Origin of the sequence: Gordonia sp. DT101, from assembly GCF_049844895.1 — a bacterium.
GTDB lineage: Bacteria > Actinomycetota > Actinomycetes > Mycobacteriales > Mycobacteriaceae > Gordonia.
On record NZ_JBNCLX010000006.1, the window covers coordinates 152,945 to 171,537 of the forward strand.

An 18,593-nucleotide genomic window follows, 5' to 3' on the forward strand; every position below is an offset into this window, starting at 1 on the left:
CCGATCTCAGATCGACGGCGGCAGAAACATTCCGGTGGCACCGTCTGGACGATAGGCGCGCATCTCGACCACCGCGTGAGTGGGCAGCGCGCCGTAGAGATGCGGAAAACGCATGCTCTCGGGATCGTCCGGCACCCCGGGTTCCCACACGACGGGCGCGTCGAGCAGCGCGCTGTCGACGATGAGCAGCACGAGGTCGTCGTGTCCGGCGAACAATCGATTCGCCGGCAGATGCACCTGCACAGGAGCCGACAGGTGGACGAAACCCGCGTCGGTGAGCGATGGCGGCTGACGGTGGCCGGATTGTCGCGCGGTCTCCCATTCGTCGCGGGTGCACAGGTGTACGAGGTATCGCGGTCCGTCGTCGTCGATGCCACGGTGTGATTCATCGGGTCCGGTCATGCCGATCAGAAGTGCCCGACGACAGCCAATTTGTCAAGGTTGCGCCCGCAGAGATTTCCACGGGTGCGCAATACCCGGTTCGCGTGCCGCACGTCCTACGATTCTGCGCATGCTCGTGACCCGACGGCCCGTCGACCTGCTGCGCGTGGCGTCGATGTTGTGTCGTCGGCGTCGCGGCCCGATCAGCTGATCCCCGCGGCGCGTCGACCCACGAAGTCCCGGTCACGATCTCCGTACCTCGACGCCGCATCTGGCGCACGGTCGGGTCCGGTGGACTTCTGCTCAGTCACCGTCACCTGACCTGAAAGACCCCAACCATGCGAACCATCGTTCTGATCGGCCTCGTGGGCCTCGCCGCGCAACTCGTCGATGGCAGCCTCGGTATGGCCTACGGCGTGACCACCACCACGCTGCTCCTCGCCGTCGGCACCAACCCGGCCGCGGCGTCGGCCACCGTCCACCTCGCCGAGATCGGGACCACCTTGGTGTCCGGGATCTCCCACTGGCGTTTCGGCAATGTCGACTGGAAGGTGGTCCGACGGATCGCGATACCGGGTGCCATCGGTTCCTTCCTGGGTGCGACAGTGCTCTCGAACCTGTCGACCGAGGCCGCCGCCCCACTGATGGCGATCATCCTGCTGCTCCTCGGCATCTACATCCTGGCCCGTTTCACGCTGCAGGGCATCCCCCGCCATCACCTCGGCAAGCCGCTGCGCAAACGGTTCCTGTCCCCTCTCGGCCTCGTCGCCGGGTTCGTCGACGCCACCGGTGGCGGCGGTTGGGGACCGGTCGGCACGCCGGCGATCCTCGCCAGCGGACGGCTCGAGCCTCGCAAGGTCATCGGTTCGATCGACACCAGCGAGTTCATCATCGCGGTCGCCGCCAGCCTGGGTTTCCTGTTCAGCCTCGGATCCCAGGGCATCAACTTCGCGTGGGTCGGCGCGATCCTGGTCGGCGGTGTCGTCGCGGCTCCCATCGCGGCCTGGCTGGTGCGCCACATCCCGCCGCGACTGCTCGGCGCGTCGGTCGGCGGTCTGATCGTGCTCACCAACACGCGCTCACTCCTGCACAGCGAGCTCGTCGACGTCCCGTCCGCGGTGCAGACGGCCATCTACGTGGTCGTCGTCGCGGTCTGGGCGGCCGCGTTCGTCTATTCGCTGCGCGAGTACCTGCGCGACCGCGAGAACGAGTCCTCGGACGCGGTGAGCCGGGAGCGCGAAGAGCGTGCGGTCGATGTGACACCGACCGCTGTCGAGTCCGTGTCGTCAGCCGGCTGATCCGCCGCGGCGACGCGCGGGCACGGCCCGAAGTGTGATCGGAGGTGTGATCGGGGTCGCACTCGGTGTAACACCCGATCCTGGGCTTGTTGCCGGCGCGGATCGGTGTGTTACGGGTGAGTGACGACACACCCGCGCGGGCTCTCGGAACAATACGAAACCCCCAAACGTCTGAGAAGGTGAGGGCGACGCATCAGACCGATGTGTCGGCTCACGAAGGGAAAGGCGACCGACCTCGGACGGACCCGCCGGACCGGGACGGAGGAACCATGTCAGACACCGCCACCACATCCCCGATCTCCATGCCGCTGACCGCTGCCGACCGCTGCGACCGCTGCGGCGCAGCCGCCAAGGTTCGGGCAGTACTGCCCGCGGGCGGAGAGCTTCTCTTCTGCCGTCATCACTTCAACGAACACGAGGCGAAGCTCGTCGAGCTGTCCGCCACGGTCGTGGAATCCGCGAGCGAATTGGTCTGATCGACACGAGCAACCGAGAAGGCCCGGCCGGAGATTCCGGCCGGGCCTTCTCGTATCCGGGTCCGACGTCGACCGATCAGCGCCACTCGCGCAGCGCGGCGATCCGATCTCGTAACTGATCGGCGGTGGCCATGGCCGTCGGGGGCCCGCCGAGCCGCGTCCGCAGCTCGTTGTGCACCATGCCGTGCGGCTTGCCCGTCCGGTGGTGATGCATCGCGACCAGCCCGTTGAGCTCCTTGCGCAACGCGTGCAGATTCTCGCCGGCGGGGCGGGGGGTCGGCGCGGGTGCGTCCACCGCCGCGGCGGCCGTGCGATCCGACACCTGCTCGGCCTGCCGCTTGCGCAGCAGGGCGCGCATTTGCTCGGCGTCGAGCAGACCGGGGAGCCCCAGGTAGTCGGACTCCTCGTCGGTGCCCGCGAAGGTCGCCGTGCCGAACGACGCACCGTCGAAGATCACCTGATCGAGTTCGGCGTCGGCGTGGAGCGACTCGAAAGCCTTCTCATCCTCACCGGGTTCGTCCTTCTGCTTGTTCGCATCGATCAGCAGCGCGTCGTCGAGACCGTCGCTCTCGCGGTGTGGTTTGCCCAGCACGTGGTCGCGTTCCGCTTCCATCTCGCTCGCGAGGCCGAGAAGTACCGGCACCGACGGCAGGAAGACGCTCGCCGTCTCCCCCGGGCGCCGGGAACGCACGAAGCGACCGATCGCCTGTGCGAAGTAGAGGGGCGTCGAGGCGCTGGTGGCGTAGACGCCGACCGCGAGTCGCGGCACGTCGACACCTTCCGACACCATGCGCACCGCGACCATCCATTCGTCATCGGACGCGGCGAACTCGGCGATCCGCGACGACGACTTGGGATCGTCGGAGAGCACGATCGTCGGTCGCTTGCCGGTGATCGCGGTGAGTAGCTCGGCGTAGTCACGCGCGGTCGTCTGGTCCGTGGCGATGACCAGCCCACCCGCATCGGGGATACCGCCGGCGCGTAGTTGACGCAGACGCGTGTGCGCGCCCTCGAGGACCGCGGGAATCCAATCGCCATGCGGGTCGAGCGCGGTCCGCCAGGCCCGCGCGGTGTGCTCCTGGGACAGTGGCTCACCCAGGCGCGCCGTGAACTCCTCGCCTGCGCTGGTCCGCCAGCTGGCCTGCCCGCTGTAAGCGAGGAAGACCACCGGGCGGACCACTCCGTCGGCGAGCGCGTCGGCATAGCCGTAGGTGTGGTCGGCCTTGGACCGCAGCACCCCGCCCGCCTCGGGTTCATAGGTGACGAACGGGATCGGCGAGTCGTCGGACCGGAACGGTGTGCCGGTCAGCGCCAGACGGCGCGTCGCGTCGGAGAATGCCTCACGAATCGCGTCGCCCCACGATTTGGCGTCGCCGCCGTGGTGGATCTCGTCCAGGATCACCAGGGTCCGCCGGTTCTCGGTCCGCACGCGATGCCGAGTGGGATGCGCAGCGACCTGCGCATAGGTGAGGACCACCCCGTGGTAATCCGAACTGGTCTGGCCGGTCGAGTTGCTGAACCGAGAGTCCAGCGCGATCCCCACTCGGGCGGCAGCCTCGGCCCACTGGTGCTTCAGATGCTCCGTCGGCGCGACGACGGCGATCTGGTCGACTGTCCGGTCGTCGAGCAGTTCGCGCGCCACCCGGAGCCCGAAGGTGGTCTTACCGGCACCGGGCGTGGCCACCGCGAGGAAGTCCTGGGGACGGCGCGTCAGGTACTTCGTCAGTGCGCGCCGCTGCCAGGCTCGCAGCGCCGGGTCTGCCGGAACCGGCACCTCGTGGGCGGATGGGTCGTCGTGGGCTGCTGAAGTCACTCCTGCACTGCTCCTGACACCTGTCATCGGGGCCGGACACCACGTTCCGGGGGCATGAAACATCCCCTCGTGCACGAGATCTTCGCCCGGCCCGGTCGCTCGGCTCCCGATCCATCCGCACACTCAAGGGGACGCGGGCCATGCTACCGGGGGCCGCCGACGACGGCTCGGGCGACGCGCACTCGGTCGCGGGTGTGGCACAGATCGTCCCGTCTGCGGGTGGCGGATCCGACACACCACACACCACGCCGGGACCGGTCACCCGCTTCGGTGCGTGATCAGGGATGCTGGAGCCATAGACAGTCGCAACCGGAACCCTGTACCGATCACCGAGGACAGCACGTCGTCGGCGGCTGGGCCGTACGCGCGGAACCGGGGTGTTGCGGGCCGGAGCCCCGACGGGAGCATGCCGACCACCCCCATCGTCGATCCTGCCCCACCGACCGTCCCTCAGGCGTCCCGACCGAACCGCCGGCAGACGGAACCCGGGTCCACGCGCAACCGCCGACGGTCACCCGCCCCAGAGACGCTCGGCCGTGAACAGGAGGGTCCACCGGACCGCGGCGATACGCGAGCGCTGACCGGCCACGACGACCCCGCCGTCGAGATCCCGCACCCGCCCGGCCCGCCGGTGCTGCCGAATCTGCACCGGCTGGTATGGCGGACCATCAAGAAGGCCTGGGACGACGGCGTCGTCGGCTGGGCCGCGCAGGCCGCCTTCTGGCAGGCCCTCTCGCTGCCACCGCTCGTACTCGGGATCCTCGGGAGCGTCGGCTACATCGCCGGATGGTTCGGCCCCGACACGGTCGACGTGATCTATGAGCGGATCATCGCGTTCGCCAACCGCACCTTCTCCGACAACGTCGTCAGCGACATCATCAAACCCACCGTCGACAACGTCCTCGGGCGCGGCAAGGTCGTGGTGATCTCGGCGGGCTTCATCATCTCCCTATGGGCCGGCTCGTCGGCGGTCTCCTGCTTCGTCGCGTCGATCGTGCGAGCCCACGACCAGCACCAGGTCCGAAATCCCGTGTGGCAGCGCTTCTTCGCCCTGTTCCTCTACGTGGGGTTCCTGATCATCGCGGTGTTCCTGCTGCCCCTGGTCGCCCTTGGCCCCAACTATCTGCACGAGATCGTGCCCGAATCCTGGGATCCGATCGTCACCCAGCTGATCGACTACGGCTACTTCCCGTTCGTCGCCGCCCTGATGCTGATCGTGCTCACCACGCTCTACCACCTGGCGCTGCCCAATCCGCTGCCCTGGCACCGCTTGGTCGGCGGCGCGGTGGTGGCCGGGGTGTTCTTCTGGATCGCGAGCTATATCCTGCGCATCTACCTGACCGCGATCACCCGGGCCGGCTACACCTACGGAGCGCTGGCGACCCCGATCGCGTTCCTGCTGTTCACGTTCTTTCTGGGATTCGCGATCGTGGTCGGCGCCGAGTTCAACGCCGCGGTCCAGTCGTTGTGGCCGGCCAAGCCGGCCGCGTCCACCCAGGTGCGCGACTGGGTGTCGTCGCAGACCTCTGACATCACCGGCCAGCTCAAGACGCTGCCCGACCGCCTGTCCTCCGGACCGATCCGGCGTGGCCGGTCCTCGGATGATCCCGGTACCGGGCGCGATCAACCGGTACGTCCACGCCCCACCCGTGCACGTCCGCCCGACGACGGTCCGGTCGCGTGAGCGACCGCGACGCTCAGCTCTTCTTCATCCGCTGGTAGATCTTCTTGCATTTCGGGCACACCGGAGACCCGGGCTTGGCCGAGCGCGTGACCGGGAAGGTCTCGCCGCACAGCGCGACCACATGGCTCCCCATCACAGCGCTCTCCGCGATTTTGTTCTTCTTCACGTAGTGGAAGAATTTGGGGCGGTCGTCGTCGCCCCTGTCGGTGGCGTCGGCATCAGGCCGTTCGTCGACGTCGGTCCGTTCGTCGAGGTCCGGCCGCTCAATCGTCTGCGTTCCCATGTGCTCCATTGTGCGACACACCAGGTGTCCGCTGCCAGCCGCGTCGATCGCCCGCCGTCGCGGTCCGATCGATCGTCGCAGGGCAGCCCGACCTAACGATCCCGCCGATGCAATCCGCACCCGAAAGTGGGACAGTGGAATCATGGCTGGCGACGGATCTGGGGCACGCGGGGGCACCGGTACGGATGGTGCCCGAGTACCCCATCGCGACGACCGCGACGCCTTCCTGATCACCGATGCCCATCGATCTCTCGAAGATCAGCAGCGCGCGAGGGTGCGCAAGTACCTCACGTTGATGGCCTTTCGCGTTCCCGCCCTGGTGATCGCCGGGATCGTCTACAGCTCGACACACAACGGTCTGCTCGCGCTCGCGATCGTCGCGATCTCGATCCCCATCCCGTGGGTCGCGGTCCTGATCGCCAACGACCGGCCGCCGCGCAAGCGTGGCGAGGCGCCGCAATACAAATACGGCGCCGATCATTCCGTCGTCGAACCGATGTCGCTGGGCAGCACCGCCGCCAGTCCCGAATCCCATGTCGTCGACTCGACAACGGACACCCCACGCGATCAGGCCGAGGACGATTCGGAACGCGGTTCCCGCTGACCCACACTCTCAGCAACTTCTCATGTAGCCCGCTGAATCGGCTCGTGGTAACCGCTGGTCACGTCCATCTCAGACGACGCAGTCGCGGGAACCCCCGGGAACTTTCACCCCCCCGAACGCGTTGGACCTCATGAACGCACTCAAGTCAGGAGGCCGAATGTCACGCTCGACAGTTTCACGCCCGACCACGACTACTGGATTCGCCGACGATCCCACTTCCACCCGGACCCGCCCCGCCATGACGGAGCAGGATCTGGATGCACAGTCCCCGGCTGCCGACCTCGTTCGCGTCTATCTCAACGGCATCGGCCGTACGGCTCTGCTCAACGCCGAGCAGGAGGTCGAACTCGCCAAGATGATCGAGGCAGGCCTCTACGCCAAGAACCTCCTGGCCACCAAGAAGCGGTTGTCGGCAACCCGCAAGCGTGACCTCGCCGTCATCGTCCGCGAGGGCGAGTTCGCCCGGGCGCACCTGCTCGAGGCCAATCTCCGGCTGGTGGTCTCCCTGGCCAAGCGGTACACCGGTCGCGGTATGCCGCTGCTCGACCTGATCCAGGAAGGCAATCTGGGTCTGATCCGCGCGATGGAGAAGTTCGACTACGCGAAGGGCTTCAAGTTCTCGACCTATGCGACATGGTGGATCCGTCAGGCCATCACCCGCGGTATGGCCGATCAGAGTCGCACCATCCGGCTGCCCGTCCACCTCGTCGAGCAGGTCAACAAGCTGGCGCGCATCAAGCGCGAACTCCACCAGCAACTCGGCCGCGAGGCGACCGACGACGAGCTCGCCAGCGAGTCGGGTATCCCGGCGGAGAAGATCGCCGACCTGCTCGACCACAGCCGTGACCCGGTCAGCCTGGACATGCCGGTCGGCAGCGACGAGGAGGCGCCGTTGGGCGACTTCATCGAGGACGCCGAGGCGACCTCCGCCGAGAACGCCGTGATCGCCGGTCTGCTGCACTCTGACATCCGCTCGGTGCTCGCAACCCTCGACGAGCGTGAGCAGCAGGTCATCCGGATGCGCTACGGCCTCGACGACGGCCAGCCGCGCACTCTCGACCAGATCGGCCGGATGTTCGGGCTGTCGCGCGAGCGCGTGCGGCAGATCGAACGCGAGGTCATGGGCAAGCTCCGTCAGGGTGAGCGCGCCGAGCGCCTGCGCGCCTATGCCAGCTGATCTCTAACCCAATCGTCTCGGTCCGGTGTCCGCTCGTGTGGGCACCGGACCGACACGTATCAGGGCCGTGAGCACCGCGGCGCCGTCCGGTGAAGCCAGGATCGGGTCGAGGACCACCTCGCGGACCTCGGGGATGTCCTCGACAAGCGTCGAGATCCGCAGGAGCAGATCGGCCAGCGCCGCTCGGTCCACCGGCGGTTCGCCGGCATAGCCACGCAGCAGTGCGGATGACCGCGGTTCGTCGATCAGGTCCGACGCATCGAGCGCCGACAGCGGGATGGCCCGGTATCCGTGGTCACCCAACAGATCGAATGTCCGCCCCGACAGTCCGAACGAGATGAGCGATCCGAACGAACGGTCGTCGCGCACCCGGATCATCGTCCCGATCCCCTTCGGAGCCATCTTCTGGATGTGCAGCACCCGATCACCGGTCAGCTCGCTGAGTTCGGCGAAGGCGGTGACAACCGCGGTCGCATCGGGGAGGTCGAGCCGGGCGCCCTCACGGTCGAGGCGCCCGCGCCACGTCTGGGAGGTCGCCTTCACCGCGACCGGGAACCCGAGGTCGCGTCCTGCGGCAGACGCCTCGTGCATGGTGGTGACCTCTCGGAACGGCACGATCGAGATGCCGTACCAGCCCAGCACGGTCGCCGACTCGACATGTCCGAGAGTCAGGCCGGGGTCGGTGTCGCCACCGCCGGTGACGAGATTCTCCATCGCCTCGCGGACATAGCCGCGCGCGGCCTCCGGGTCGGTGTTGCCGGAACGGTGGATCTCCGATTCCGGCCGCTCTCGCCACCGCGCATACTGCCACGAGCGGGCCAACGCGTTGGCCGCGCGTTCTGGGCTCCCGTACGACGGGATCGACCCGACGTCCGGCAGACCGTTGACGCCCGGCTTCATCAGCCCGGGCGGGATGCCCTCGACGGCGAGGAATGTCGTCACGATCGGTTTCGGGTGATTCGAGTCCGGCCCGCCGGCGGCATCTCCGGCACGCGGGATCTGTGTGTTGGCCGCCGCCATCAGCGCGCGCGCATGCCAGTCGGCGTCCACGGCCACCGGTGGGACGAACACGACGATCACCGCATCCACCGACGGATCCGCCATCGCGTCGGTCACCGCGGCCTCGAACGCGTCTTCACTCGCGCCCGCGCCGAGGTCGATCGTGTCGGTCACCTCCAGGCCACCACCGCGGGCGGTCTCCGCGGCCAGGCTGCCCAGCACCGACGAGTTGCCGATGATGCGTGTACGTGGGCCGCGCGGTAACGGCTGGTACGCGAAGATCGTTGCGCAGTCGAAGAGTTCGGAGATGGTGTCGACCTGGATGACCCCCGCCTGCTCCAGCACCATCTGGGCGATCTGGTCGTCGAGGCTGGCCGCCGACGACCGGGCCGCGCGCGCAGCCGTCATCGCCCCCTTTCCCGACTTGACCGCCACGATCGGCTTCGAACGCGAGACGCGTCGGGCGATCCGGGAGAACTTGCGTGGATTTCCGAAGCTCTCGAGGTAGAGCAGGATCACGTCCGTCGCGGTGTCGGTGTCCCAGTACTGGAGCAGGTCGTTGCCCGACACGTCGGCGCGGTTGCCGGCCGACACGAAGGTCGAAAGGCCGATCTGACGGCGTGCGGCGGTGTCGAGGATCGCGATCCCGAGTGCGCCCGACTGACAGAAGAAGCCGACCCGCCCGGTGGCCGGGATGCGTGGTGCCAGCGTCGCGTTGAGCGCCACCGACGGCTCGTTGTTGGCGACGCCCAGTGCGTTGGGGCCCACCAGCCTCATGCCGTGTTCACGGACCTGTTCGAGCAGTCGGTGCTCACTCTCCAGGCCCGCCTCGCCACTCTCGCCGAACCCTGACGAGACCACGACCAGCGTCCGGACCCCCTTCACGAGACAGTCGTCGAGGACCTCGTCGACACTGGCCGCGGGTACCGCGACCACCGCCAGATCCACCGGATCCGGGATGTCGCGAACCGTCGGGTACGCCCGGATCCCGCGCACTGAGGGCGGCCGCTCATGACTGCGTCGCTGCGCCGGTGTGGACCGCACGGGACCCGGTCCGTGCGCCGTTCGTGGCGCGCCGGTCGCCGCCGCGGTCTCGTCGGCGTCGTCGGCCGGGCCGGGCCCGTTGACCGGGAACACCGGGCCGGTGAATCCCCCGGCGATGATGTTGGCGAGCAAGGCATTACCGACCTTCTTCGGGTCGGTGGAGGCACCGATCACGGCCACCGACGACGGCCGGAGCAGGTTGGCGACGCTGCGCGCCTCGGAGGCGCGTTCGCGCGCGTTGCGCACCGACAACAGCGCTTCGGTGGGGTCGATCAGGAATTCCACGTGCACGGTGCTGCCGTCGAAGTTGCGCGACAGCTGGTACCCGGCATCGCGGAACACGGCCACCATGTTCGGGTTCTCGCTGAGCACCTCCGCCTCGAAGCGGACGAAGCCACTCTCCGCCGCCGCCCCGGCGAGATGCTCGAGCAGGATCGGGCCGAGCCCACGGCCCTGGTGATCATCGGCGACCACAAAGGCGACCTCGGCCGACTCGGGCTTGCCGTCGAACTCGAGTCCTTCGTAGAGGCCGATCGCGATGATGTCGCCCCCGAGCACTGCGACCAGCGCGACTCTCTTCTGATAGTCGACCGTCGTCATGCGCGCCACCTCGCGCGGCGGCAACGTCGGCGTCGGCCCGAAGTACCGCATGTATCGGGTCCGCTCCGACAGCCCGGCATGGAACCGCACCACACGATCGGCGTCGTCGGGGATGATCGGCCGCAGGTGAACGACGCCGCCGTCGGAGGCCAACACATCGGCGATCCAATGGCGAGGGTAGTCCCACGGCTCACGCGGCTGAGGCCGGTCGGCCGCCTCCCCGGTCGGTGCAGCCGTACTCCCCGGCGCCGTAGCGTCCGTCGGTTTCGATTCCGTCGCAGGGTCTCTCGATGGGATCAGGTCGTCACTCGGATCAGTCACGGGGGTCCTCCGGATCGAGACCGTGCAATGGATACACCGCACGGCGGGTGGCCAGGATCGCCCGGTCGGTCTGGCGTTGCGCGGAGTCGCTGATCCCCTCGGGCGGGTCCTGACCCGTGTCGCCGTCCCACGCCACATAGCCGACATCTCCGCCGTCACCCATCACCGTCACCGGGGCCTGCGAGTAATCGGAGTGCACCTGCTCGGCGATCTGCTCGGCGGTGGCACACCACGATTCGTCGATCGTGGTCTCGACGTCGACGTCACGGCCGAGGACGATCCCGATCAGGTGGGCCCAGCTGCGGGGGACCACGTTCACGACGCCATAGCCGCCGCCGCCCACTGCAATCCAACGCCCGTCGCAGTACTTGTCGGCAAACCCGCGCATCGCCTGCATCGCGGCACGCTGGCCGTCGACCGTCAGTGCCAGATCGGTGAGGGGGTCGGCGCGGTGACTGTCCACGCCGCACTGACTGATCAGGATCTGTGGCCGGAACTCTTCGAGGACCGAGGGCACCACCGCATGGAAGGCGCGCAGCCACAATCGATCCGTGATGTCCGGCATCAGGGCCACGTTCACCGCCGACCCCTGGGCGTCACCGTCACCCACCTCGGTGGGCCATCCCGTTCCGGGCCACAGTGTCGCAGGGTGCTGGTGCAGTGAGACGGTCAGCACGCGCGGGTCCGCGGCGAACTCGACCTGGACACCGTCTCCGTGGTGCGCGTCGATGTCGACGTAGGCGATCCGGTCATACCCGTTCTCCAGCAGCCACCGGATGGCGATGGCGCAGTCGTTGTAGATGCAGAAGCCGGCCGCCCTCGCCTTCATCGCATGATGCATCCCGCCGCCGATGTTCACCGCCCGTCGCACGGACCCCGACGCCACCGCCTGCGCAGCGGCCAGCGTGCCGCCGACGAGCAACCGGGCGGCCTCGTGCATCCCGTCGAACACCGGATTGTCGGAATCCCCCAGCCCGAAGAGCCGCTCGAGCAGTGGCCCCGACAGCGACGCCGTCCCCGATCCGACAGCCCGCACCGCGTCGATGTAGTCGGTGGAGTGCACCACTGTCAGAGCCGAGTCATCGATGTCGAGAGGAGCGCGACTGTCGACGCCGTCGAGCACGCCGAGGCTCTGCGCCAACGTCATCGTCAGGGCGAGGCGGACCGGGTTCATCGGGTGGGTGTGCGCCCACTTGTAGGACAGGAAATCCTCGCTCCAGATGACTGCCGCCGCTTCGTCGCTCGTCGTCCGCGTCACGACCTCAGGCTAGTGGCTTCCGATGGCCACCGATGCACTTCGTCCCGAGCGCGGCACCGACGTACCCCCCACTGCCGCACTGCCATGCGTGTCGTCCGACACGCGCAAGGGTCACATGGCCTGATCAGGGTACCCTTGGGCCTAGACGAAGGGACTGCGCACAGTGAACGATCTGGTTGACACCACTGAGATGTACTTGCGGACGATCTACGACCTCGAAGAAGAGGGGATCGTCCCTCTCCGCGCCCGCATCGCCGAACGGTTGGAGCAAAGCGGTCCGACAGTCTCGCAGACGGTGGCCCGGATGGAACGTGACGGCCTGCTGCACGTCGCAGGCGACCGGCACCTCGAACTCACCGACCGCGGCCGTGACCTGGCCGTCGCCGTGATGCGCAAGCATCGCCTGGCCGAGCGTCTGCTGGTCGACGTCATCGGGATGCCCTGGGACCAGGTCCACGAGGAGGCCTGCCGCTGGGAGCACGTGATGAGCGAGAACGTCGAGCGGCGACTGCTGACCGTTCTCGACAACCCGACCACCTCCCCCTACGGCAATCCGATTCCCGGGCTGGAACTGCTGGGCGCCGAGCAGGCGCCGCTGAGCGACGGCGCCACCCGGCTGTCCGACCTGCCCCAGGGTGACCCCGTCGTCGTGATCGTGCGGCGGCTGTCCGAACATGCCCAGTCCGACCAGGATCTGATCAGCGAACTGCGCGATGCAGGTGTGGTGCCCAACGCCCGTGTGACGGTCACGATCAATCGCGAGAAGGCAATGGTCACCTCGCCGGGCCATGACGGTCTGGAGCTGTCCGAGGAGATGGCCCACTCGGTCTTCGTCGACAAGGTCTGATCGTTCAGCTCGCCTCGAGCTCCGGTGTCGGCGCAGGCATCGGAACGCCGAGGGAGTGCGCAACCTCGTAGCTGTCGTCGATCATCGCGCGGAGCATCCGTGGTGGCATACCGCCACGGAGTGCGCTGTCGAGCAGCACTGCCAATGACCACTCCGGGTCCGCCGCGAGCGCGCAGTCGAGCGCGACACCGGCATATCCGCCCTCCCCGTTGATGTAGTGCAGATGCGCCAGCAGCGTTGCCGCACTCGCCCGCTGCGAGCCGGTGAGCCGCCGCGCCAGTTCTCGCCACAACATCTCGGCGGCGTGCCGTAGATCGGTCACCGCGAGCGCGAGTGCCGCATCCCGGACCGGCAGGCGGGTCAGTGCGGTACCGAGCATCGTCACCGTCGCGCAATCGAGCGCCCGTGGTCCGGTCACCTTGCTCGTCGGCGACGGCATCGTGGAGATCACCTGTTCGACGACACCACGGAGGAGCCCGGCATCGGTCGCCGGATCGGCTTCGCACTGGTTATCGTCGCCGTGATCGTCTGCGCCGTGGCCTCCTTCGCGCTGGTCTCGTGCGCAGTGGTCTCGTGCGCAGTGGTCTCCCGCGCAATGGTCGAGCGGTGCGAGCATCGCCGCCATGTCCGAGCGGCGAGCGAGCACCCGCCGGCCGGTGGTCACCGCTTGCTGAACAGCGGTCGGGCTGGTGTGCGGATTGCCGAGCCGACCGCGGGGCGACGCCGACGGTGCGATCGGCGGTGTGTGTGGCGCGCACATCTGGCGGACAGCTGCAGGGCGTGGGTCCCAGATCCGTTGCCATCGCACCCCGTCCGCGAACTCCGGCACCACGAACCCCGCCGAGATCCCGCCGATCTCGACGAATCGGCGATCAGCTATCGCACAGAGCCGCCGGTACCGATCGTCGCCTGCCGGGTGGCGATCATCGACGATCACCGCGACGACGGCACGAATCTCGTTGCGTACGCACACCTCTGCGAGATCGGTGAGCACCGACTTCAGGGCCGGGACGATGTCGCCGCTCTCGTCGAGGACGAGGTCGTGACGCATCGCGGTCCGGACCACGTGCGGGTCGTCGCCGAATGCGAGCAGGATGAAGGAACGGTCGGGGATGAAGCCGAGCAGACCCGGCACGGCCGTCAGCAGTGCAGATGATGACAGGGACCTGGAATTGGTGGATGCAGACATGCGGTCATCGTCGGGTGCGGCACCGGCGCAACCGACGCCGCCGACCCCTGCGACCGCCAGTTGACACGAGGTTGTCCACACACTCGCGAAAATCCACAGATCATGCAGGCACGATGCGGAAAGCACATCGCGCGGTCCGGGTTCGGGTCGGCCGACGGCCGTATCAACCGAAGGCCGCGTCGACCGCCTTGTCGAAGAGTGCCGCGAGTTGATCGCTTTCTCGTGCCGACATCGGCTCGGCGCCCTGATGCCGGTACTCGACGGTGACCCGCACCCCGCGGCGTTGCGCCATCAGAGCGGTCGTCCCGGTTGTCAGCGCCGACGACCCGACATTGCCCGTCGCGATCTGCCGACGCAGTCCCGCGGTGTCGACCGACTGCGCTTTCGGGGCCTGGAGCACCTGAACGGTCACCAGCGATGTCGCGGTCGGGGCCGAACCGGAGAGCACCCGCGGGCAATTCCTGGCCTGCGTGGTCACGTCGGCGAGGGACTTGCCTGCCCTGGTGACCGCGGAGGTGAAGGTCGCGGTCGAATCGTCGGGATCCGAACCGACCAACACCGCCGCGCCGTCGGAGGGCAGGCCCGCGGGCGTGCACTGCGGCGGGGTCACCGATCCATGGAGTGGACGACCGGTGATGTCGGCGAGGGCGGCCGGCACCGCGGGTGCCGGCACGCGACTCGCCGAACCGCCCGGGAAATCCGATGCCGCCACCGAGTCGCCGGAGAGATCGGCCGCTCCGGCTACCCCCTGCCCGTCCACCGTGCACCCGGAAGCCACGAGAATCGCCGTCCCGACCAGCAGCGGGGCGAGCACGACGGGACGTCGTAACTGGTGCCTCTTGGTTGTGGTCACAAGGGCCTACTGTGCCATCGACCGGTGCGGGCCCGGCGCACCGACACCCCGGCGAATCCGGCCGGCCGGGAATCCGGGCCGGCGTCGGCGTGTTGACACTGACGAATACCGCATCGATCTGCGAAATTGGCCCTGCCGGGCGCCGATGCGAGAGAATCGACATACACACGACGAGGAGGGACGACCCATGGACGAGCGGCCCGCCGAGAACAGTTCGCTGTACTCGCTGGAGTTCCCCGCGCCCCAGGTCTCGAACGACGAGGGCACCGGACCGGTGCTGCTCCATGCCCTCGAGGGGTTTGCGGATGCAGGACACGCTGTCGCGCTGGCAGCACGGCACCTGCGCGATGCGTTTGATTCCGAACTGGTTGCGACGTTTTCCACCGACGAGTTGATCGACTACCGGTCACGTCGACCGACCGTCACCTTCAGCGGTGACAAGTTCACCGATGTCGAGATGCCATCACTGACGATGCATGCGATCCGCGACACCGCGGGCCGACCGTTCCTCCTGCTCGCGGGTTCGGAGCCCGACCTGCGCTGGGAACAGTTCGTCGACGCGGTGCGGCGGCTCGCCGAACGCTTCGGGGTGACCGATGTCATCGGACTCAACGCCATCCCGATGGCCGTCCCGCACACCCGCCCGCCGTCGATCACCGCACACGGCGACGATCCGGACCGGCTCGGCGATCTGCCGCGCTGGGGATCGGAGATGAAGCTGCCGGCCAGCGCGTCGATGTTGCTGGAATTGCGGATGAGCGAACATGACCACCGCGCAGCGGGCCTGTCCGTCCATGTGCCGCACTACTTGTCGCAGACCGACTACCCGGCGGCCTCCGCGCGTCTGCTGGACGCGGTCGGCGAGGTGACCGGCCTACAGTTGCCGGTCGTCGCACTGGAGAACGCAGCCGAGAAGGTCCGTCTGCAGGTCGACAACGAGGTCTCGGGCAACGCCGAGATCGAGTCGGTGGTCGCCGCGCTCGAGACGCAGTACGACACCTTCACGCAGGCTCAGGCCGAACGTGCGTCGCTGCTGGCGGCCGAAGAGGACCTCCCGAGCGGCGACGAACTCGGCGCCGAACTCGAACGCTTCCTCGCCGAGCAGGTGCGCGACAGTGACAACCCCGATGGTGGCAACACGCACAGCGAAGGTCCGGACGACGGCGCAGGCGGTCCCCCATCCCCGATGTGAGCGCGGCACCGGGGTCCGTCCTGACCCCGGTGGCCGACGAGGACACCGCATTCGAAACGTTCACCGACTGGTGGAATGACCGGGGAATCGAGCTCTATCCGCACCAGGAAGAGTCCCTTCTCGAACTCATCGCCGGCAGCAACGTGATCCTCGCGACACCCACCGGGTCCGGCAAATCCCTCGTCGCTGCCGGCGCGATCCACTTCGCGCGTTGTCGTGGCGAGCGGGTCTACTACACCGCGCCCATCAAGGCGTTGGTGAGTGAGAAGTTCTTCGAGCTGTGTGCGATGTTCGGCGCGGCGTCCGTTGGTCTGGTGACCGGCGACGCCGCCGTCAACGCCGATGCCCCGATCGTGTGCGCCACGGCCGAGATCGTGGCCAACCTCGCACTCCGTGACGGATCGCGCAGCGACATCGGCACTCTCGTCGCCGATGAGTTCCACTACTACGGCGAGACCGACCGGGGCTGGGCGTGGCAGGTGCCACTCATCGAACTGCCGCACACGCAGTTCCTCTTGATGTCGGCGACTCTCGGCGACGTCTCGTTCTTCGTCGACGACCTTCAGCGACGCACCGGACGCCCGACGTCGGCGATCACCGGCACCGATCGGCCGGTACCACTCGAGCACACGTATGCGATGACGCCGATTCACGAGACCATCGAGAACCTGATCTCCGCGGGTCGCGCGCCCGTCTACGTGGTCCACTTCACCCAGGCCTCCGCAGTGGAACGCGCCCAGGCGCTGTTGTCGGCCAAGATCGCCGACAAGACCGAGAAGGCGCTCATCGCCGAGGCCATCGGCGATTTCCGCTTCCACACCGGTTTCGGTGCGACCCTGTCCAAACTGCTGCGCTCCGGGATCGGCGTGCACCACGCCGGGATGCTGCCGCGCTACCGACGGCTCGTGGAACGTCTTGCGCAACAAGGACTACTCAAGGTCGTCGCCGGTACCGACACCCTCGGCGTCGGCATCAACGTGCCCATCCGCACCGTGCTGTTCGCGGGGCTGAGCAAGTACGACGGCACCCGGGTCCGACGTCTTCGCGCGCGTGAGTTCCACCAGATCGCCGGGCGCGCGGGCCGCGCCGGATTCGACAGCATCGGCTATGTGGTGGTCCAGGCGCCCGAGCACGACGTCGACAATGCGCGGGCGGTGGCAAAGGCGGGCGACGACCCCAAGAAGCTCCGCAAGCTGGTCCGCAAGAAGCCGCCGGAGGGCTTCGTTTCCTGGGGCGAGAAGACATTCACCCAACTCATCGATGCACCCGACGAGCCATTGCGGTCGCATTTCCGGATGACCACGGCGATCCTGATGGAGGTGCTGACGCGGCCGGGTGACTGCTTCGCGGCACTGCGGCATCTGCTCGAGGAGAATCACGAGCCACGCAACCGGCAACTCCGCCACATCCGGCACACCATCGAGCTGTACCGAGGCCTGCGCGAGTCCGGCATCGTCATCCAACTCGATGCTCCCGACCCGGACGGCAAGAACGTCGCGATGTCGGTGGACATGCCGGAGAACTTCGCGCTCACCAATCCGCTCTCGTCGTTCGCGCTGGCCGCCTTCGAGATCCTCGACCCCGACTCGGGAACATACTCACTCGATGTGCTCTCGATCCTCGAGTCCACCCTCGAGGATCCGCGCCCACTGCTTTTCGCCCAGCGCAAGGTCGCGCGCGACGCGGCGATAGCCGAGATGAAGTCGGACGGTATCGAATACGAGGAGCGCATGACCCGGCTGGAGGAGATCACCTGGCCCCGTCCGCTCGCCGACGAGATCGAGTTCGCATTCGGCGTCTACCGTCGCGGACACCCTTGGGTGTCGTCGTATCCGCCGTCGCCGAAGTCGGTGCTCCGCGAGATGCTCGAACGGTCGATGACGTTCACCGAACTCATTTCCCAGTACGGACTCGCCCGCAGCGAGGGCGTCGTCTTGCGGTATCTTTCCGATTGCTATCGAGTTCTGCGACAAGGCCTTCCGACTGCGGTCAGCACCCCGGAGGTCGTCGAGATCACCGACCGGGTCGGGGCGATGGTCCGCGAGGTCGACTCCAGCCTGGTCGACGAATGGGAGCAACTCAGCCGGGCGGGTGTGGAATAGTCGGGTCCACCGACCACGTTGGAGGAGATATGCCACTCACCGGAGAGTACGAACCCAGCCCGGCGGATTGGGCCACGGATCAGGTCCGCGAATACGAGGAGTCGAACGGCACCGCCGCGACCACCATGAAGGGGAAACCCGTCGTGGTCCTCACCTCGGTCGGCCGCAAATCGGGCAAGCTGCGCAAGACGCCACTCATGCGTGTCGAACACAACGGCGACTACGCGGTCGTGGCCTCGCTCGGCGGCGCCCCCAAGCATCCGGTCTGGTACTGGAACCTCGTCGCCGAACCGCATGTCGAACTCCGCGACGGGGAGCAGGTCGGCGACTACACCGCGCGCGAGGTCGCCGGCGAAGAACGCGAGACCTGGTGGGCCCGTGCCGTCGAGGCCTGGCCCGACTACGCCGAATACCAGACCAAGACCGACCGCGTCATCCCGGTGTTCGTCCTCGAACCCCGCCGCTGAACCGA

General features: G+C 67.7%; 17 protein-coding genes. 10 read left to right on the forward strand and 7 right to left on the reverse strand.

What is annotated here, in order from left to right:
- Positions 1-6: 6 nt before the first annotated feature.
- Positions 7-402 carry a DUF952 domain-containing protein gene (locus ACLQ3I_RS20050; RefSeq protein ID WP_425804218.1) on the reverse strand — a complete coding sequence of 132 codons (396 nt, stop codon included), beginning with the start codon at positions 400-402 and terminating at the stop codon, positions 7-9.
- A gap of 317 nt (positions 403-719) precedes the next feature.
- On the opposite strand from ACLQ3I_RS20050, the gene ACLQ3I_RS20055 reads away from it, so the two are divergent.
- Positions 720-1,679 carry a sulfite exporter TauE/SafE family protein gene (locus tag ACLQ3I_RS20055; protein ID WP_425793826.1) on the forward strand — a complete coding sequence of 320 codons (960 nt, stop codon included), beginning with the start codon at positions 720-722 and terminating at the stop codon, positions 1,677-1,679.
- A 269-nt stretch (positions 1,680-1,948) separates the two neighbouring features.
- Positions 1,949-2,155 carry a DUF7455 domain-containing protein gene (locus ACLQ3I_RS20060; protein ID WP_161059271.1) on the forward strand — a complete coding sequence of 69 codons (207 nt, stop codon included), beginning with the start codon at positions 1,949-1,951 and terminating at the stop codon, positions 2,153-2,155.
- A gap of 76 nt (positions 2,156-2,231) precedes the next feature.
- Here the strand turns inward: ACLQ3I_RS20060 and ACLQ3I_RS20065 are convergent, their stop codons facing one another.
- Positions 2,232-3,968: a DEAD/DEAH box helicase gene (locus tag ACLQ3I_RS20065; RefSeq protein WP_425793824.1), complete on the reverse strand. Its 1,737-nt coding sequence runs from the start codon at positions 3,966-3,968 to the stop codon at positions 2,232-2,234.
- 140 nt (positions 3,969-4,108) lie between these two features.
- Here ACLQ3I_RS20065 and ACLQ3I_RS20070 point away from each other — a divergent pair, with 140 nt between their 5' ends.
- Positions 4,109-4,246: a hypothetical protein gene (locus tag ACLQ3I_RS20070; RefSeq protein ID WP_425793823.1), complete on the forward strand. Its 138-nt coding sequence runs from the start codon at positions 4,109-4,111 to the stop codon at positions 4,244-4,246.
- A 128-nt stretch (positions 4,247-4,374) separates the two neighbouring features.
- On the forward strand, positions 4,375-5,652 hold the full coding sequence (locus tag ACLQ3I_RS20075) for a YihY/virulence factor BrkB family protein (protein WP_425804220.1): 1,278 nt from the start codon (positions 4,375-4,377) through the stop codon (positions 5,650-5,652).
- Positions 5,653-5,665: 13 nt separating this feature from the next.
- Here the strand turns inward: ACLQ3I_RS20075 and ACLQ3I_RS20080 are convergent, their stop codons facing one another.
- On the reverse strand, positions 5,666-5,935 hold the full coding sequence (locus tag ACLQ3I_RS20080) for a DUF3039 domain-containing protein (RefSeq protein ID WP_425793821.1): 270 nt from the start codon (positions 5,933-5,935) through the stop codon (positions 5,666-5,668).
- A gap of 142 nt (positions 5,936-6,077) precedes the next feature.
- On the opposite strand from ACLQ3I_RS20080, the gene ACLQ3I_RS20085 reads away from it, so the two are divergent.
- Both ACLQ3I_RS20085 and ACLQ3I_RS20090 read left to right on the forward strand, forming a co-directional pair.
- Positions 6,078-6,539, forward strand: coding sequence for a DUF3099 domain-containing protein (locus tag ACLQ3I_RS20085; RefSeq protein WP_425793820.1), 462 nt, complete (start codon positions 6,078-6,080; stop codon positions 6,537-6,539).
- A 157-nt stretch (positions 6,540-6,696) separates the two neighbouring features.
- Positions 6,697-7,716, forward strand: a complete 1,020-nt coding sequence (locus ACLQ3I_RS20090; RefSeq protein ID WP_425793819.1) for a sigma-70 family RNA polymerase sigma factor — start codon at positions 6,697-6,699, stop codon at positions 7,714-7,716.
- A gap of 3 nt (positions 7,717-7,719) precedes the next feature.
- On the opposite strand, the gene ACLQ3I_RS20095 is transcribed toward ACLQ3I_RS20090, so the two are convergent.
- Complete coding sequence (locus tag ACLQ3I_RS20095) at positions 7,720-10,680, reverse strand: GNAT family N-acetyltransferase (protein ID WP_425804222.1); 2,961 nt, start codon at positions 10,678-10,680, stop codon at positions 7,720-7,722.
- Positions 10,673-11,938 (reverse strand): acetoin utilization protein AcuC, encoded by a 1,266-nt coding sequence (locus ACLQ3I_RS20100; RefSeq protein WP_425793817.1) that lies wholly within the window; start codon positions 11,936-11,938, stop codon positions 10,673-10,675. The genes ACLQ3I_RS20095 and ACLQ3I_RS20100 overlap by 8 nt, the downstream gene beginning before the upstream one ends.
- A 163-nt stretch (positions 11,939-12,101) precedes the next feature.
- Between ACLQ3I_RS20100 and ACLQ3I_RS20105 the strand changes: the two genes are divergently transcribed.
- The gene (locus ACLQ3I_RS20105) at positions 12,102-12,785 is read left to right on the forward strand and encodes an iron dependent repressor, metal binding and dimerization domain protein (RefSeq protein WP_425804225.1); all 684 of its coding nucleotides are present in this window, start codon (positions 12,102-12,104) and stop codon (positions 12,783-12,785) included.
- A gap of 4 nt (positions 12,786-12,789) precedes the next feature.
- Here the strand turns inward: ACLQ3I_RS20105 and ACLQ3I_RS20110 are convergent, their stop codons facing one another.
- Together ACLQ3I_RS20110 and ACLQ3I_RS20115 are read right to left on the reverse strand one after the other, a co-directional pair.
- Positions 12,790-13,974, reverse strand: coding sequence for a DUF4192 domain-containing protein (locus tag ACLQ3I_RS20110; protein ID WP_425804227.1), 1,185 nt, complete (start codon positions 13,972-13,974; stop codon positions 12,790-12,792).
- Between the two features lie 163 nt (positions 13,975-14,137).
- A complete protein-coding gene (locus ACLQ3I_RS20115; protein WP_425804229.1) occupies positions 14,138-14,827 on the reverse strand; it encodes a hypothetical protein in 690 nt (229 codons plus the stop codon).
- A gap of 187 nt (positions 14,828-15,014) precedes the next feature.
- On the opposite strand from ACLQ3I_RS20115, the gene ACLQ3I_RS20120 reads away from it, so the two are divergent.
- The 3 genes from ACLQ3I_RS20120 to ACLQ3I_RS20130 are packed head-to-tail and all read left to right on the forward strand — an operon-like array spanning position 15,015 to position 18,588.
- The gene (locus ACLQ3I_RS20120; RefSeq protein ID WP_425793813.1) at positions 15,015-16,019 is read left to right on the forward strand and encodes a PAC2 family protein; all 1,005 of its coding nucleotides are present in this window, start codon (positions 15,015-15,017) and stop codon (positions 16,017-16,019) included.
- Positions 16,016-18,121 carry a DEAD/DEAH box helicase gene (locus tag ACLQ3I_RS20125; RefSeq protein ID WP_425804232.1) on the forward strand — a complete coding sequence of 702 codons (2,106 nt, stop codon included), beginning with the start codon at positions 16,016-16,018 and terminating at the stop codon, positions 18,119-18,121. The genes ACLQ3I_RS20120 and ACLQ3I_RS20125 overlap by 4 nt, the downstream gene beginning before the upstream one ends.
- A 29-nt stretch (positions 18,122-18,150) precedes the next feature.
- Entirely contained in the window at positions 18,151-18,588 is a 438-nt protein-coding gene (locus ACLQ3I_RS20130; RefSeq protein ID WP_425804235.1) for a nitroreductase family deazaflavin-dependent oxidoreductase, read from the forward strand.
- The last annotated feature ends 5 nt before the right edge of the window (positions 18,589-18,593 follow it).

Bases quoted from the DNA above. Each gene is read 5' to 3' on its own strand.
- ACLQ3I_RS20050 (WP_425804218.1), bottom strand. From the start codon at position 402: ATGACCGGACCCGATGAATCACACCGTGGCATCGACGACGACGGACCG.
- ACLQ3I_RS20055 (WP_425793826.1), top strand. From the start codon at position 720: ATGCGAACCATCGTTCTGATCGGCCTCGTGGGCCTCGCCGCGCAACTC.
- ACLQ3I_RS20060 (WP_161059271.1), top strand. From the start codon at position 1,949: ATGTCAGACACCGCCACCACATCCCCGATCTCCATGCCGCTGACCGCT.
- ACLQ3I_RS20070 (WP_425793823.1), top strand. From the start codon at position 4,109: ATGCTACCGGGGGCCGCCGACGACGGCTCGGGCGACGCGCACTCGGTC.
- ACLQ3I_RS20075 (WP_425804220.1), top strand. From the start codon at position 4,375: ATGCCGACCACCCCCATCGTCGATCCTGCCCCACCGACCGTCCCTCAG.
- ACLQ3I_RS20080 (WP_425793821.1), bottom strand. From the start codon at position 5,935: ATGGGAACGCAGACGATTGAGCGGCCGGACCTCGACGAACGGACCGAC.
- ACLQ3I_RS20085 (WP_425793820.1), top strand. From the start codon at position 6,078: ATGGCTGGCGACGGATCTGGGGCACGCGGGGGCACCGGTACGGATGGT.
- ACLQ3I_RS20090 (WP_425793819.1), top strand. From the start codon at position 6,697: ATGTCACGCTCGACAGTTTCACGCCCGACCACGACTACTGGATTCGCC.
- ACLQ3I_RS20110 (WP_425804227.1), bottom strand. From the start codon at position 13,974: ATGTCTGCATCCACCAATTCCAGGTCCCTGTCATCATCTGCACTGCTG.
- ACLQ3I_RS20120 (WP_425793813.1), top strand. From the start codon at position 15,015: ATGGACGAGCGGCCCGCCGAGAACAGTTCGCTGTACTCGCTGGAGTTC.
- ACLQ3I_RS20130 (WP_425804235.1), top strand. From the start codon at position 18,151: ATGCCACTCACCGGAGAGTACGAACCCAGCCCGGCGGATTGGGCCACG.